At 55.9% G+C, this 14,194-nt stretch carries 10 protein-coding genes, 1 rRNA gene and 1 pseudogene; 9 read left to right on the top strand and 3 right to left on the bottom strand.

All coding sequences use genetic code 11. The annotated features are described in order from the left end of the window. The first annotated feature begins 198 nt into the window (after positions 1-198). The 4 genes from HFD94_RS15770 (at position 199) to emrB (ending at position 5,094) form a co-directional block, all read left to right on the top strand. Complete coding sequence (locus tag HFD94_RS15770) at positions 199-1,386, top strand: MFS transporter (protein WP_050679761.1); 1,188 nt, start codon at positions 199-201, stop codon at positions 1,384-1,386. 302 nt (positions 1,387-1,688) lie between these two features. Next, on the top strand, positions 1,689-2,219 hold the full coding sequence (gene mprA / locus HFD94_RS15765) for a transcriptional repressor MprA (protein ID WP_003850381.1): 531 nt from the start codon (positions 1,689-1,691) through the stop codon (positions 2,217-2,219). Between the two features lie 150 nt (positions 2,220-2,369). Further along, positions 2,370-3,542, top strand: coding sequence for a multidrug efflux MFS transporter periplasmic adaptor subunit EmrA (gene emrA, locus HFD94_RS15760; protein ID WP_010257791.1), 1,173 nt, complete (start codon positions 2,370-2,372; stop codon positions 3,540-3,542). A gap of 16 nt (positions 3,543-3,558) precedes the next feature. After that, positions 3,559-5,094, top strand: a complete 1,536-nt coding sequence (gene emrB, locus HFD94_RS15755; protein WP_010257793.1) for a multidrug efflux MFS transporter permease subunit EmrB — start codon at positions 3,559-3,561, stop codon at positions 5,092-5,094. 36 nt (positions 5,095-5,130) lie between these two features. Here the strand turns inward: emrB and HFD94_RS15750 are convergent, their stop codons facing one another. Further along, positions 5,131-6,312, bottom strand: coding sequence for a tRNA/rRNA methyltransferase (locus HFD94_RS15750; protein WP_010672152.1), 1,182 nt, complete (start codon positions 6,310-6,312; stop codon positions 5,131-5,133). A 159-nt stretch (positions 6,313-6,471) separates the two neighbouring features. Here HFD94_RS15750 and trxC point away from each other — a divergent pair, with 159 nt between their 5' ends. The 5 genes and pseudogenes from trxC to HFD94_RS23035 all read left to right on the top strand — a co-directional run bounded on the left by trxC (position 6,472) and on the right by HFD94_RS23035 (position 12,247). After that, the gene (gene trxC, locus HFD94_RS15745) at positions 6,472-6,891 is read left to right on the top strand and encodes a thioredoxin TrxC (protein ID WP_010257800.1); all 420 of its coding nucleotides are present in this window, start codon (positions 6,472-6,474) and stop codon (positions 6,889-6,891) included. Positions 6,892-6,972: 81 nt separating this feature from the next. Continuing rightward, a complete protein-coding gene (locus tag HFD94_RS15740) occupies positions 6,973-7,650 on the top strand; it encodes a tRNA-uridine aminocarboxypropyltransferase (protein WP_167433283.1) in 678 nt (225 codons plus the stop codon). 138 nt (positions 7,651-7,788) lie between these two features. Next, a complete protein-coding gene (locus HFD94_RS15735) occupies positions 7,789-10,446 on the top strand; it encodes a bifunctional acetate--CoA ligase family protein/GNAT family N-acetyltransferase (protein ID WP_050679753.1) in 2,658 nt (885 codons plus the stop codon). Positions 10,447-10,563: 117 nt separating this feature from the next. Continuing rightward, on the top strand, positions 10,564-11,919 hold the full coding sequence (gene pssA / locus HFD94_RS15730; protein ID WP_029519515.1) for a CDP-diacylglycerol--serine O-phosphatidyltransferase: 1,356 nt from the start codon (positions 10,564-10,566) through the stop codon (positions 11,917-11,919). A 26-nt stretch (positions 11,920-11,945) separates the two neighbouring features. Beyond that, positions 11,946-12,247, top strand: a pseudogene (locus HFD94_RS23035) (YfiM family lipoprotein). Positions 12,248-12,256: 9 nt separating this feature from the next. Here HFD94_RS23035 and HFD94_RS15725 read toward each other — a convergent pair. Continuing rightward, a complete protein-coding gene (locus HFD94_RS15725) occupies positions 12,257-13,546 on the bottom strand; it encodes an MFS family transporter (protein WP_031594658.1) in 1,290 nt (429 codons plus the stop codon). Between the two features lie 277 nt (positions 13,547-13,823). Continuing rightward, a 5S ribosomal RNA gene (gene rrf, locus HFD94_RS15720) occupies positions 13,824-13,939 on the bottom strand. Positions 13,940-14,194 lie beyond the last annotated feature (255 nt).

Raw genomic sequence — 14,194 nt, 5'->3', positions numbered from 1 at the left:
CGCCCCAGGGTGGTTGATAAAAGTGCTGGCTCAGTGAGCATACGCTTTTAGTCGGGCAGTTATCTGAGGGCAGCAATTTTTCTGCCCTTTTTTTATGTCTGCTTTCCCGACTGGTATGGCCTGTTAATAAACATGCGTGTGAAATAGTTTTTTGAGTTACTATTAACCTCAAATGATTATTAGCGACCGATGCTGTTTATGAATGCGACTCGCCAGGGTCTGACGCCTGCTTTAGTAATGCTGATGTCAGTAGCAACCGGCCTCTGCGTAGCCAGTAATTACTACGTTCAGCCACTACTGAATACCATCGCCCAACAGTTTGATCTCTCTGTCAGCCTCGCCGGATTTATTGTCACCACGGCGCAGCTGGGCTACGCCTGCGGTCTGCTGCTGCTGGTGCCGCTTGGCGATCGGTTTGAACGTCGCAGCCTGATTGTTACGATGATCCTGCTGGCTGCTGCCGGCATGGTGATTATCGCCCTTTCGCACTCCTTTCTCTTTTTACTGCTGGGCACGGTGATGACCGGCCTGTTCTCGGTCGCCGCACAAATCCTGGTGCCGCTGGCCGCCACGCTGGCAGAGCCGGAGCGGCGCGGCAAAATAGTGGGAACGGTAATGAGCGGTTTGCTGCTGGGTATTCTGCTGGCGCGCACCGTGGCAGGCGGCCTGGCGCAGCTTGGCGGCTGGCGTACCGTCTACTGGACTGCCAGCCTGCTGATGGTGGTGATGGCCCTGGCGCTGTGGCGATCGCTGCCGCGCGTAAAACAGTCCGTGCCCATGAGCTATCCGCAACTGCTGGCCTCCATCTTTCGCCTGTATGCCGGTAATCGGGTGCTCCGCACCCGCGCCTGGACCGGCTGCCTCTCCTTTGCCAATTTCAGCCTGCTGTGGACCTCAATGGCCTTTCTGCTCGCCGGGGCGCCCTATCACTTCTCAGAGGGCGAGATTGGCTTGCTGGGGCTGGTCGGTGCCGCGGGTGCGCTGGCCGCACGTCAGGCGGGCGCGCTGGCTGACAAGGGTAAAGCGAAGCTGACCACCCAACTGGGCCTGCTGCTTATGCTGCTGTCGTGGGCTGCCATTGCGTGGGGCGCGGAGCAGCTTGCGCCGCTGATCGTCGGCATCCTGCTGCTGGATCTGGCGGTACAGGCCGTCCATATCACCAATCAAAGCGTGATCTACGCGCAGATGCCGGAGGCGCGGAACCGTCTTAATGCCGGTTACATGACCAGCTACTTTATGGGTGGCGCGGCCGGCTCACTGCTCTCCGCGACCGCTTACCATCTTTGGGGCTGGTATGGCGTCTGTGGCGCTGGCGCGCTGCTGACTGTGGTTAATCTGCTGATTTGGGCAACCGGATCGCGCTTTGAGCCGGAAAAAATCAACTGAAGCCTGGCCGGACAGCGCATTGCGTCTGGTCACAAATGGTTAGGTTTGTTATGGTTAGTAGCAAACCTATTCACTTCAGTTATTTTTCCCCGCGATATTATTAAATTTGCCCCCTTTTTGATCACGTTCCGGCACAGCGGCTGCCGCCGGACGTACGGGTTTTTGACCCAGGGCCAGGGAATGGCCTGGAATACCTTTGATGGTGAATAGTGATTCTGTCAGCGATCACCTGCCAAAAAGTGACTACGCTTATCCTGTCACCATAGTTATTATACAAGTTGCAATTAGTGAGGTTTTTTTTAATGGAAAGTTCGTTTACTCCCATTGAGCAGATGCTAAACATCCGTGCCAATCGCCATAAGGATTTTCCGTTACAGGAAATTATTCTGACGCGTCTCTGTATGCATATGCAGGGTAAACTGCTGGACAACCGCAATAAGATGCTGAAAGCACAGGGTATTAATGAAACCCTGTTCATGGCGTTGATTACGCTGGATGCACAGGAAAACCATAGTATTCAGCCCTCTGAGCTCAGCTCTGCCCTTGGCTCTTCACGCACCAATGCCACGCGCATTGCTGATGAGCTGGAAAAGCGCGGCTGGATTGAGCGTCGTGAAAGCGATCACGACCGTCGCTGCCTGCACCTGCATCTGACCGATAAAGGGATGGAGTTCCTGCGTCAGCTGCTGCCACCTCAGCATCAGAGCCTGCAGTATCTCTGGTCATCGCTCTCCGTCGATGAGAAGTCGCAGCTGGAAGGCATCACCCGTAAGCTACTTAATCGTCTTGATAAAATGGATGAAGATCAGCTGATCGCCTCGCTTTCCCGCTAATAGCAATAAGTGCGACACAATCACCTGTCGGAATCGTTATTTTAATTTCCTTTTTTATCTGGCCAGCGCTCAGTCGCTGGCTTTTTCGACTCGGGCGCTGGCGAAAAGGGATTTCTGCCGCCCGACTAAATGGAAAACGTGGAGAAAGACATGAGTGCAACGGCAGAAGCACAAAGCCCGCAACCGTCAGCCAACAAAAAGAAGAAGCGCAAAAGTGTGCTCATCGTGCTGGCGTTGATCTTTGTGCTGATTGGTATTGCCTGGGGAGTTTACTGGTTCCTGGTCCTGCGCCATTTTCAGGAAACAGATGACGCCTACGTTGCGGGTAACCAGGTGCAGGTGATGGCGCAGGTCTCCGGTAGCGTGAATAAAGTCTGGTTTGAAGATACCGATTTCGTCAAAAAAGGCGATGTGCTGGTTTCACTGGATAAGACGGATGCGGAGCAGGCGTTTGAAAAAGCGCAGACGGCACTCGCCACCAGCGTGCGTCAGACGCATCAGCTGATGATTAATGGCAAACAGTATCAGGCCAGCATTACATTGCAACAGACCGCTCTGGCGCAGGCACAGGCCGACCTGAAACGCCGTGAGCCGTTAGGCGCGGCTAATCTGATTGGCCGTGAAGAGTTGCAGCACGCCCGCGATGCCGTCGCGACGGCCAAAGCACAACTGGACGTGGCGATTCAGCAATACAATGCGAATCAGGCGATGATCCTCAACACCTCACTGGAAAATCAGCCTGCCGTGCAACAGAGCGCGGCTGAGCTGCGTGACGCCTGGCTGGCGCTGCAGCGAACCGAAATCCGTAGCCCGATGGATGGTTTTGTCTCCCGTCGCAGCGTGCAGGTCGGTTCGCAAATCTCCACCAGCACCCCGCTGCTCGCCGTCGTGCCTGCAACGAATCTGTGGGTCGATGCCAACTTTAAAGAGACTCAGCTGGCTGGCGTTCGTATTGGTCAGCCTGTCACCGTAGTTGCCGACATCTACGGTGACGAAGTGGTTTATCAGGGCAAAGTTGCAGGACTGGATATGGGCACCGGCAGCGCCTTCTCACTGTTGCCGGCACAGAATGCCACCGGTAACTGGATCAAAGTGGTTCAGCGCCTGCCGGTTCGTATCGAACTGAATCAGGAAGATATCGCCAGACATCCGCTGCGTATTGGTCTCTCAACGCTGGTTAAAATCGATACCACCAGCAAAGAGGGCAGCGCGCTGGCCACCAGCGCCCGTCAGCAAGCCGCTTACAGCAGCAACGCACTGGCGATTGACCTTGCGCCGGTCAATCAGCTGATCACCGATATCGTCCGTGCCAACGCCGGATGATGACGCGGAGGCTGTAATGGCACAAAAACCGCTTGAAGGAATGCCGCTGGTCCTGATGACCATTGCGCTATCGCTGGCGACGTTCATGCAGGTTCTGGACTCGACCATCGCCAACGTGGCTATCCCCACGATTGCCGGTAATCTGGGGGCGTCGAACTCCCAGGGAACCTGGGTGATCACCTCGTTTGGTGTGGCCAATGCGATCTCGATCCCGCTGACCGGCTGGCTGGCAAAACGCATCGGTGAAGTGAAGCTCTTTACCTGGTCGACCATTCTGTTTGCTATCGCCTCCTGGGCATGCGGCATGTCAGACAGCCTGGAGATGCTGATCTTCTTCCGCGTCATTCAGGGGATCGTTGCGGGTCCATTGATCCCGCTGTCGCAAAGTCTGCTGCTCAACAACTATCCGCCCGCCAAGCGCAGTGTTGCGCTGTCGCTGTGGGCGATGACGGTGATCGTCGCCCCGATCTGTGGCCCGATACTGGGCGGCTGGATCAGCGATAACTATCACTGGGGCTGGATCTTCTTTATCAACGTGCCCATTGGTGTGGCGGTGGTAATACTGACGCTGCAAACCCTGCGCGGCCGGGAAACCAAAACCGAAATCCGGCGGATCGATATGGTCGGGCTGGTGCTGCTGGTGGTGGGGATCGGCTGTTTGCAGGTGATGCTGGATCGCGGAAAGGAGCTCGACTGGTTTAACTCGTCCGAGATCATCGTGCTCGGGGTAGTGGCCGTGATTGCGCTGTCAGTCCTGCTGGTGTGGGAGCTGACTGACGATCACCCGATCATAGATCTGTCGCTGTTTAAGTCGCGCAACTTCACCATTGGCTGCCTGTCGATCAGTCTGGCTTATATGCTCTACTTCGGCTCGATTGTTCTGTTGCCGCAGCTGCTGCAGGAGGTCTACGGCTACACTGCAACCTGGGCCGGTCTGGCGTCTGCGCCAGTGGGCATTTTGCCGGTAATTCTGTCGCCGATCATCGGACGCTTTGCCCATAAGCTCGACATGCGACGGCTGGTCACGTTCAGCTTCATTATGTATGCCGTCTGCTTCTACTGGCGCGCGTATACGTTTGAACCGGGAATGGACTTTGGTGCCTCAGCCTGGCCGCAGTTTATTCAGGGCTTTGCCGTGGCCTGCTTCTTTATGCCGCTGACCACCATTACGCTGTCGGGATTGCCGCCGGAGCGCATGGCCGCAGCCTCCAGCCTGTCGAACTTTATGCGTACCTTTGCAGGCTCGGTGGGAACGTCGATTACCACCACCATGTGGAGTAACCGCGAGTCGATGCATCATAGCTACCTGACGGAGTCGATTACCCCTTACAACGTCAATTCGCAGCAGATGTATAGCCAGCTGGAGAGCATGGGGATGACGCAGCAGCAGGCGTCGGCCTGGATCGCGCAGCAGATTACCAATCAGGGACTGATTATTTCAGCGAATGAAATTTTCTGGGCGTCGGCGGGGGTCTTTTTGATTCTGCTGGTGCTGATCTGGTTTGCCCGTCCGCCGTTTAGCGCAGGCGGCGGTGGCGGTGGTGCGCACTGATGTGACAAAGCAAAACGGGCCTTTCGGCCCGTTTTTTTATGCGTTCTGACGCCACCATTCGGCGAGCAGTACGCCGGTTGCGACCGAGACGTTAAGGCTTTCTACGTTGCCGGTGCCGCCAATCGACAGGCTCATGTCACCCTGTTTGAACGCGGTATCAGAGAGACCTTCACGCTCCTGCCCTAACACCAGCACCATTTTCTCCGGCAGCTGAGCCTGCGCCAGCGGCGTGCCCTGATGGCTGGAGGTGGTGACGATGGTGTAACCCGCTTTACGGAACGCTTCCAGACCTTCACTGAAAGTTGCGCCGCTGATGGCCTGCACATGCTCAGCACCGCCTTCTGCGGTACGTACCGCTGCGCCGGACTCCAGCAGCGAGGCGTCGTTCACCAGCAAACCTTTTACGCCAAAGTGCGCGCAGCTGCGCATAATCGCGCCGAGGTTATGCGGGTTGCTGACATCTTCCAGTGCCAGTACGCAATCTTTGGTATTCGCCTGGCTCAGCCATTCAGAAACCGCCATACCCATGCGCTTTTTGATCAGGAAGCAGACGCCACCATGATGCTCAGTGCCTGACGCTTTGGTAATCTCTGCATCTTCCACGACGTGATAGGCTTTGCGGTTAGCCGCCAGCCAGCGCAGCGCTTCGCGGAAACGCGGTGTCACTTCCTGCACGAACCAGGCGCGAACAATCGCTTCAGGACGGCTCTGGAACAGCGCCTGACAGGCGTTCTCACCATAGACGCGCGTCTCTTCGTTACGCTGACGACGGATCTGTTCGGGATCGACGAAGCTCTTGCCGCTGATGCCGCCGTGATCCGGCTTATCGCTTTCGGTTGCCGGACGATCTGCTGATGGCGCGCGAGACACGGTGCGCCATGGGGAATCGCTGCTGCCATAGGCGCCGCGATTATCATCGCCACGATCGTTGCGGCGGCCTGCGCCATCGTCTGAACGGCGTGGAGCGCCACGTCCGCCTTCATCACGACGCGGTGAACTGCTGCGACCGGTGTCGTCGCTGCGACGGCCAGCGGAGCGACCACCTTCCTGACTGCGTTCAGTACGGGGGCCAGACGAACGACGATTATCATCCGAACGGGCAGCAGCGTGACCACCTTTGCCTGTACGAGGATTAGGCGCGCGCGCGCTTTTATCGTCCTCGCCACGCACGTACATCACCTTAACCTTACCGCTCTTGCCTTTAAATTCGTCGTTCATGTCTTCCTCCTGCATTGAGAGCGCGCAGATTACCTGATGTGCTGGCGCTTAGCTATCAACTATTGAACCTATAGAGCAATCCAGATTGAGAGGGAATCCGTCCCCTTTCATAATGAACAATATTTACCAGACTGACACTTTTCAACATCAGAGGTTCCTATGAATACGGTATGCGCTTCCTGTCAGGCAACCAATCGCGTTCCTGAAGAACGCCTTGCCGACGTGGCGAAATGTGGTCGCTGTGGAAATGCGTTATTTGATGGCGAAGTGGTGAATGCCACCAGCGCTAACTTTGACAAATATCTGCAGGACGATCTGCCGGTGGTGATCGATTTCTGGGCGCCCTGGTGTGGTCCCTGTGTCAATTTTGCGCCGGTGTTTAAAGATGTCGCCAGTGAACGCAGCGGTAAAGTCCGCTTTATTAAAGTGAACACCGAAGCGGAACCGGCCCTGAGCGCCCGTTTCAACATTCGCAGCATCCCGACCATCATGCTGTTTAAGAACGGCGAGCGGGTCGACATGCTGAATGGCGCGATGCCCAAAGCGCCTTTCAATGAATGGCTGGATGAGTCACTTTAATCTTCAGAGGCCAGCCTGGCTGGCCTTTTCCTTTTCGCGTGTGCTTCGATTACACTGACGTTTTTCCTGCCCTGAATACTCATGTCTGATAATGCTGTTTTGCGCTTGCGCACCCAACGCCTGGCCCGATCCACCCGTCCTTTCCTCGCGCGCGGGAATCGGGTCATCCGCTGTCAGGGCTGCCTGCTGCCAGAGGTCAACTGTCTCTGCAGTCAGATCGTGCCGCAGTCCGCCCGTAGCCGCTTCTGCCTGGTGATGTTCGATACCGAGCCGATGAAGCCGAGCAACACCGGCCGGCTGATTGCCGATATTCTGCCGGATACCCAGGCTTTTGGCTGGTCACGCACCGAGCCGGATCCGCTGCTGCTGGCGGCGGTGCGCAATCCCGATTATCAGCCGCTGGTGGTTTTCCCGGCCGCCTATGCCGACCCCGGTCGCGAAGTGCTGACAACGCCGCCCGTCAGTGGCAAGCCGCCGCTGTTTATTATGCTGGACGGCACCTGGACCGAAGCCCGCAAAATGTTCCGTAAAAGCCCCTGGCTCGACGCCCTGCCGGTGATGTCGCTGGATGTCAGCACCCCGTCGCGCTATACGCTGCGTGAAGCCCACGGCGCAGGTCAGCACTGCACTGCTGAAGTGGCCGCGGCGCTGCTGGCGCAGGCGGGCGATGGGCTGGCGGCTGAGGCGTTATCTCACCATTTTGATCAGTTCCGCGCGGCCTATCTGGCAGGGAAACCGCACCACGCCGGACAGGTTTAATCGCCCTGTCACCTCCTGGCGGGAGAGACCCTGCGGTGACAGAGAATAAAATCGGGATGCGCAGCCTGCGATCTGCCCGGAAGCACTGCCAGCAAAAAGCGTTTACAATCACGCAAATCCCGAACTCTGGAGAGCGAGATGAGCCAACGCGGACTGGAAGCGCTGTTACGACCTAAATCAATTGCGGTGATTGGTGCCTCGGTCACGCCAGGGCGCGCCGGATATTTTATGATGCGTAACCTGCTGGCAGGCGGTTTTAGCGGACCGGTGTTGCCGGTGACGCCAAAATATAAAGCGGTCAGCGGCGTACTGGCCTGGCCCACCATCGACAGCTTACCTTTCGCGCCAGACCTGGCAGTAATCTGCACCCATTCAAAACGTAACCTCGAACTGCTGCAACAGCTCGGGGAGAAAGGCTGCAAGGCCTGCATTATTCTCTCTGCACCCGCCAGCCAGTCGGCCGAACTCAAAGCCTGTGCCAGCCAGTGGCAGATACGTCTGCTGGGCCCGAACAGTCTTGGCCTGCTGGCCCCCTGGCAGGGATTGAATGCCAGCTTCTCGCCAGTGCCGATAGAGAAAGGCCGTATCGCATTTATCTCCCAGTCCGCCGCCGTATCCAATACCATTCTCGACTGGGCGCAGCAGCGTAATCTCGGTTTCTCCTGGTTTATCGCGCTGGGTGACAGTCTGGATACCGATGTCGATGATCTGCTCGACTTCCTGGCTCGCGACGGTAAAACCAGCGCTATCCTGCTCTATCTTGAGCACCTCAGCGATGCGCGTCGTTTTGTTTCTGCCTCACGCAGCGCCTCCCGTAATAAACCGATTCTGGTGATCAAGAGTGGTCGCAGCCGGGAAGCACAGGCGCTGCTGGGCACCCACAGCGGTCTGGACGCCGCCTGGGATGCAGCCATTCAGCGTGCCGGGTTACTGCGGGTGCAGGATACTCATGAGCTCTTCTCCGCCGTTGAGTCGCTGAGTCATATGCGGCCGCTGCGTGGCGACAGGCTGATGATCATCAGTAATGGTGCCGCCCCCGCCGCGCTGGCGCTGGATGAGCTCTATGCCCGCAATGGGAAACTGGCACAGCTCAGCGAGCAGACGATTCAGCAGCTCGAGGCGCTGTTGCCCGCTGGCGCAGGCCGCGGCAACCCGCTGGATTTAAAAGATGACGCCACAGCAGAACGTTATGCCGCCTGCACAGAGATCCTGCTCGACAGCCATGAACTTGATGCATTGATGATTATTCATGCGCCAAGCGCGGTCGCGCCCGCGACTGAAACGGCCGGACATCTGATCGACACCATCGCCCGTCACCCGCGCGGTAAGCTGGTGACGCTGCTGACCAACTGGAGCGGCGAGTTCTCTTCACAAGCCGCGCGCCGAGCCTTTACGCAGGCGGGGATACCGACCTGGCGCACGCCAGAGGGAACGGTGACCGCTTTTATGCATCAGGTTGAGTACCGCCGTAACCAGAAGCAGCTGCGCGAAACCCCTGCCCTGCCCGCCACCCTGAACCTGGACAGTGCCCATGCACACCAGCTGCTGTCACAGGCGCTGGAGCGCGGTGTTACCGCGCTGGATACCCACGAAGTGCAGCCGGTGTTGCAGGCTTACGGCCTGGCCACGCTGCCGACCTGGATCGCCAGCGACAGTAAGGCGGCAGTGGCGATTGCCGATCAGATTGGCTATCCGGTGGCGCTAAAATTGCGTTCACCCGATATCGCGCATAAATCGGAGGTGCAGGGCGTGATGCTCTACCTGCGTAATGCCAGCGAAGTGGAGCATGCCGCTGAGGCCATTTTTGATCGGGTAAAACAGACGTTGCCGCAGGCACGTATCGAAGGGCTGCTGGTTCAGAGCATGGCGAGTCGTGCAGGCGCACAGGAGCTGCGGGTCGTGGTCGAACAGGATGCCCTGTTTGGCCCGATCATTATGCTGGGGGAAGGCGGCGTTGAATGGCAGGCCGATAAACAGGCTGCCGTTGCCCTCCCCCCGCTGAATATGACGCTGGCACGCTATCTGGTGATTCAGGCGATCAAGAGCGGAAAAATCCGCAGCCGCAGCGCGCTGAATCCGCTGGATATCCCCGGTTTAAGCCAGCTGCTGGTGCAGGTCTCTAACCTGGTGGTGGATTGCCCGGAGATCCAGCGACTGGATATTCATCCGCTGCTGGCGGCGGGCAATGATTTTACCCTGCTGGATGTCACCCTGATGCTGGCTCCGTTCCATGGCGATAACGAAGCACGGCTGGCAATACGTCCTTATCCTCAGCATCTGGAAGAGCAGGTAGAGTTAAAGGATGGGCAATTCTGCCTGTTCCGGCCCATTCTGCCAGAGGATGAGCCCCTGCTGCGCGATTTCATCAGTCAGGTCACCAAAGAGGATCTCTACTACCGCTACTTCAGTGAAATCAGTGAGTTTACTCATGATGATCTCGCCAACATGACCCAGATCGATTATGACCGCGAGATGGCGATTGTGGCGGTACGTCAGCATCATGGACGATCCGAGATCATCGGCGTCACCCGCGCTATCTCTGATGCAGATAACATTGATGCGGAGTTTTCGGTGCTGGTCCGTTCCGACCTGAAAGGCTTAGGCATGGGCCGTCGTCTGCTGGAAAAGATGATCCGCTATACCCGGCATCACGGCTTGCAACAATTGAACGGTATCACCATGCCCCATAACCGCGGCATGATTACGCTGGCACGAAAGCTCAACTTTCATGTTGATATTCAACTGGATGACGGTATTGTCAGCCTGAAATTGTCTTTACAGAATGAGATCAACTAACCTTGTAGAGAAAGGTAAAAAACGTTCGAATCGGCGAAGTTGATGTTATTATTTGTGGTTATAACCCTGATTTGATGGCAAAAGGCCATGCAATGAACAGAGAAGAAGTGCACTGCGATGTTGTCTAAATTTAAACGTAACAAACACCAACAACACCTCGCACAGCTGCCGAAACTGTCACAATCCGTTGCGGATGTGTCGACACTTTACTCGCCTGCCGAATTTCGCCAGACGTTGCTGGAGAAAATTGCGGCAGCGCAGACTCGCATCTGTATTGTTGCGCTCTATCTGGAAAATGATGACGCCGGACGTGCCGTCATGGATGCGCTTTATAGTGCGAAGCAGGCGCGGCCGGAGCTGGATATTTCGATTCTGGTTGACTGGCACCGTGCGCAGCGTGGGCGAATTGGCGCAGCGCGAGGCGTAACCAATGCCGACTGGTATTGCGAAATGGCGACACGTTATCCGGATATCGCCATCCCGGTTTATGGTATCCCGGTCAATACCCGTGAAGCGCTGGGCGTGCTCCACCTTAAAGGGTTCATTATTGATGACATGCTGCTCTACAGCGGCGCCAGCATCAATGATGTCTACCTGCATCAGCATGATAAGTATCGCTATGACCGTTATCAGGTTATCCGTAATTCCCAGCTGACAGATACGATGTATGACTGGATCACGCTCAATCTGAAGTCAGCGGAAGCGGTAAACCGACTCGATTTTGCTGAGCGCCCCTCAAGTCCTGAAATTAAAAATGAGACACGCCAGTTCCGTCAGGACCTGCGCGGCTTCAATTATCAGTTTGAAGGGAATGCCGGCAACGATGAACTGACGGTCACGCCGCTGGTCGGTCTGGGTAAGCATAGCCTGCTCAATAAAACCATTTTCCACCTGATGCCCTGTGCGGAACAGAAGCTGATCATCTGTACCCCCTACTTCAACATGCCCGCCTTGCTGGTACGTAATATCATTCATCTTCTGCGTCAGGGAAAACAGGTTGAGATCATCGTCGGCGATAAAACAGCCAATGACTTCTATATTGCGCCCGATCAGCCGTTCAAAATCATAGGCGCGCTGCCTTACCTGTATGAAATCAATCTGCGTCGCTTTATGAGCCGTTTGCACTACTACGTTACGACCGATCAGCTGGTCGTGAGACTGTGGAAGGATGGCGAGAACAGTTATCACCTTAAAGGAATGTGGGTTGATGACGAATGGCAGCTGATTACCGGTAATAACCTCAATCCACGTGCCTGGCGGCTCGATCTGGAAAATGCGGTGCTAATCCACGATCCTCATCAGGAGTTAGCGGCTCAGCGTGAGAAGGAGCTGACGTTAATCCGGCAGAACACGACGGTAGTGACGCATTTCCGTGAGCTTGAGAGTATTGCTGATTACCCGGCCAAGGTGCGCAAGCTGATTCGCCGTCTGCGCCGGATACGTATCGATCGCCTGATCAGCCGGATTCTTTAATCACTGCGGTCAATAAGGCATCTGCTATGCGAAGTATGCTGCTTGCTGGGCTGTTGTGTAGTGGATGCGCCCATATGGCGGAAGATCAGTGGAGCGGACGGGATAAAGCGGAGCATTTTGTCGCCTCTGCAGTCCTGGCCGCTGCCGGTAGTGAATATGGGCAAGCACCATTCTGACCGGCAAAGCCAGACTGTTTTCATTAACGCCTGGGGCGGGAAAAGAGTGGTATGACAGCCGCCCGAATGGCAGCGGCTGGAGCTGGAAAGATTTCGCCTGGGATGCCGCCGGTGCTGCCAGCGGCATTGCCCTGTGGAATCTGAGTCAGTAGCCTTCTCTGTTAAAGCTTAATCCCCTTACCGCGCTTGTGCAGCAACAGCGACACCAGAAATGCCACCGCGCCCATCGCTGAAACATACCAGAAGAAAGTCGTCTCAATCCCCTGCTGCTTCATCAGCAACGCAACATACTCTGCCGACCCACCAAAGATCGCATTCGCTACTGCGTAAGATAGCCCTACACCCAGTGCGCGTACCTGTGGCGGAAACATTTCTGCTTTAAGAATGCCACTGATGGCGGTGTAGAAGCTGGTAATCAGCAGCGCCAGCATGATCAACAGGAAAGCCACACCGGGACTTTGCACGTTTTGCAACAGCGTCAGAATGGGGACCGTACAGATGGCCGCGCCCGCGCCAAAAATCATCATTGAGGTGCGACGACCGATTTTATCTGACAGGGCACCGATAATCGGCTGAATCAGCATAAAGACCAGCAGCGCACCGGTCATCAGGCCGCTGGCGGTTTTAGGATCCATACCTGACGTATTAACCAGATACTTCTGCATGTAGGTAGTGAAGGTGTAAAAACTCAGGGAGCCGCCTGCGGTGAAACCCAGCACCATCAGGAAGGGACGAGTATGATTACGCAGTAACCCGATTACGCTACCCGCATCGCGATGTTCGCGGCTCGTCTTATCTGAGGTCTCTTCCAGTGAGCGTCGTAACCATAATGCGACAACGGCGAGGAGTGCGCCGAGGAAGAACGGAATACGCCAGCCCCAGCTTCGCAGTTCTGCATCCGTCAGCAAAAATTGCAGGACCACGACGGTGAGTACCGCCGCTAACTGACCACCTATCAGCGTGACATACTGGAATGAGGCGTAGAATCCTTTGCGTCCTTCCAGAGCCACTTCACTCATGTAGGTTGCGCTGGTCCCATATTCTCCGCCCACCGATAATCCCTGAAACATACGCGCCAGCAGCAGAATGACGGGCGCAGCCACGCCGATCGTTTCATAACCGGGTAAGCAGGCGATCACCAGCGAACCAAAACACATCATGCAGACCGAAACCAGCATCGAATTTTTTCGGCCATGTTTATCGCCGATATAGCCGAACAGCCAGCCGCCAATCGGACGCATTAAAAATCCTGCCGCAAAAACGCCCGCCGTCTGTAACAACTGAGTGGTGGTATCGCCCTGCGGAAAGAAAATGTGGGCAAAATAGAGTGAGAAGAAGGAGTAAACGTAGAAGTCGAACCACTCAACCAGGTTACCCGATGACGCGCCGACGATAGCCCAGATACGTTTCTTTGTATCATCCGTCTGAGTTTTATTATTTGTGGGTGCCATGCCTTACCTCTGTTCCTTGCTGATCAACAGCGTTTAAAGGAGTGAGTAAAGCATTTAAGTCTACTGAAGGTAAAGGCGGCGTAATCCGAGATTATTATTGTGAGCCATGTCGCTAATTATCGAAAAATCAGCGGGTTGCTGGTCATTCAGAAGTGGAGAATGGGGAGTTAAGGGTGACATACCGCATGCCTGCAGGTCACGTTTTCAGCTTAACGTGGCAAAGTGCAGACGTAAAAAAGCCCCGCACTTTCGTGCGGGGCTTCTTCACTTATTTAATGCCTGGCAGTTCCCTACTCTCGCATGGGGAGACCCCACACTACCATCGGCGCTACGGCGTTTCACTTCTGAGTTCGGCATGGGGTCAGGTGGGACCACCGCGCTAAAGCCGCCAGGCAAATCTTGGTGCACGAAACGAATCTTTTACGCCATGACCGCGTTGCCATCGCCCGGCCGCACCGGTCACATACTTCAGTATGCTCCCGCTGACGTCCTCGCTCTGCGCCTTGTCACGCCGCAAAATCTTTCGTTTCCGCTAATTTTTATCCGGTACAGGCTGAAAATTGTGTCTCTCAAAAACGCCTCTGGCGTTGTAAGGTTAAGCCTCACGGGTCATTAGTACCGGTTAGCTCAACGCATCGCTGCGCTTAC

Source organism: Pantoea sp. EKM20T, assembly GCF_011800485.1.
GTDB classification, from domain to species: domain Bacteria; phylum Pseudomonadota; class Gammaproteobacteria; order Enterobacterales; family Enterobacteriaceae; genus Pantoea; species Pantoea agglomerans.
This window is presented reverse-complemented; position numbering and strand designations above follow the sequence as displayed.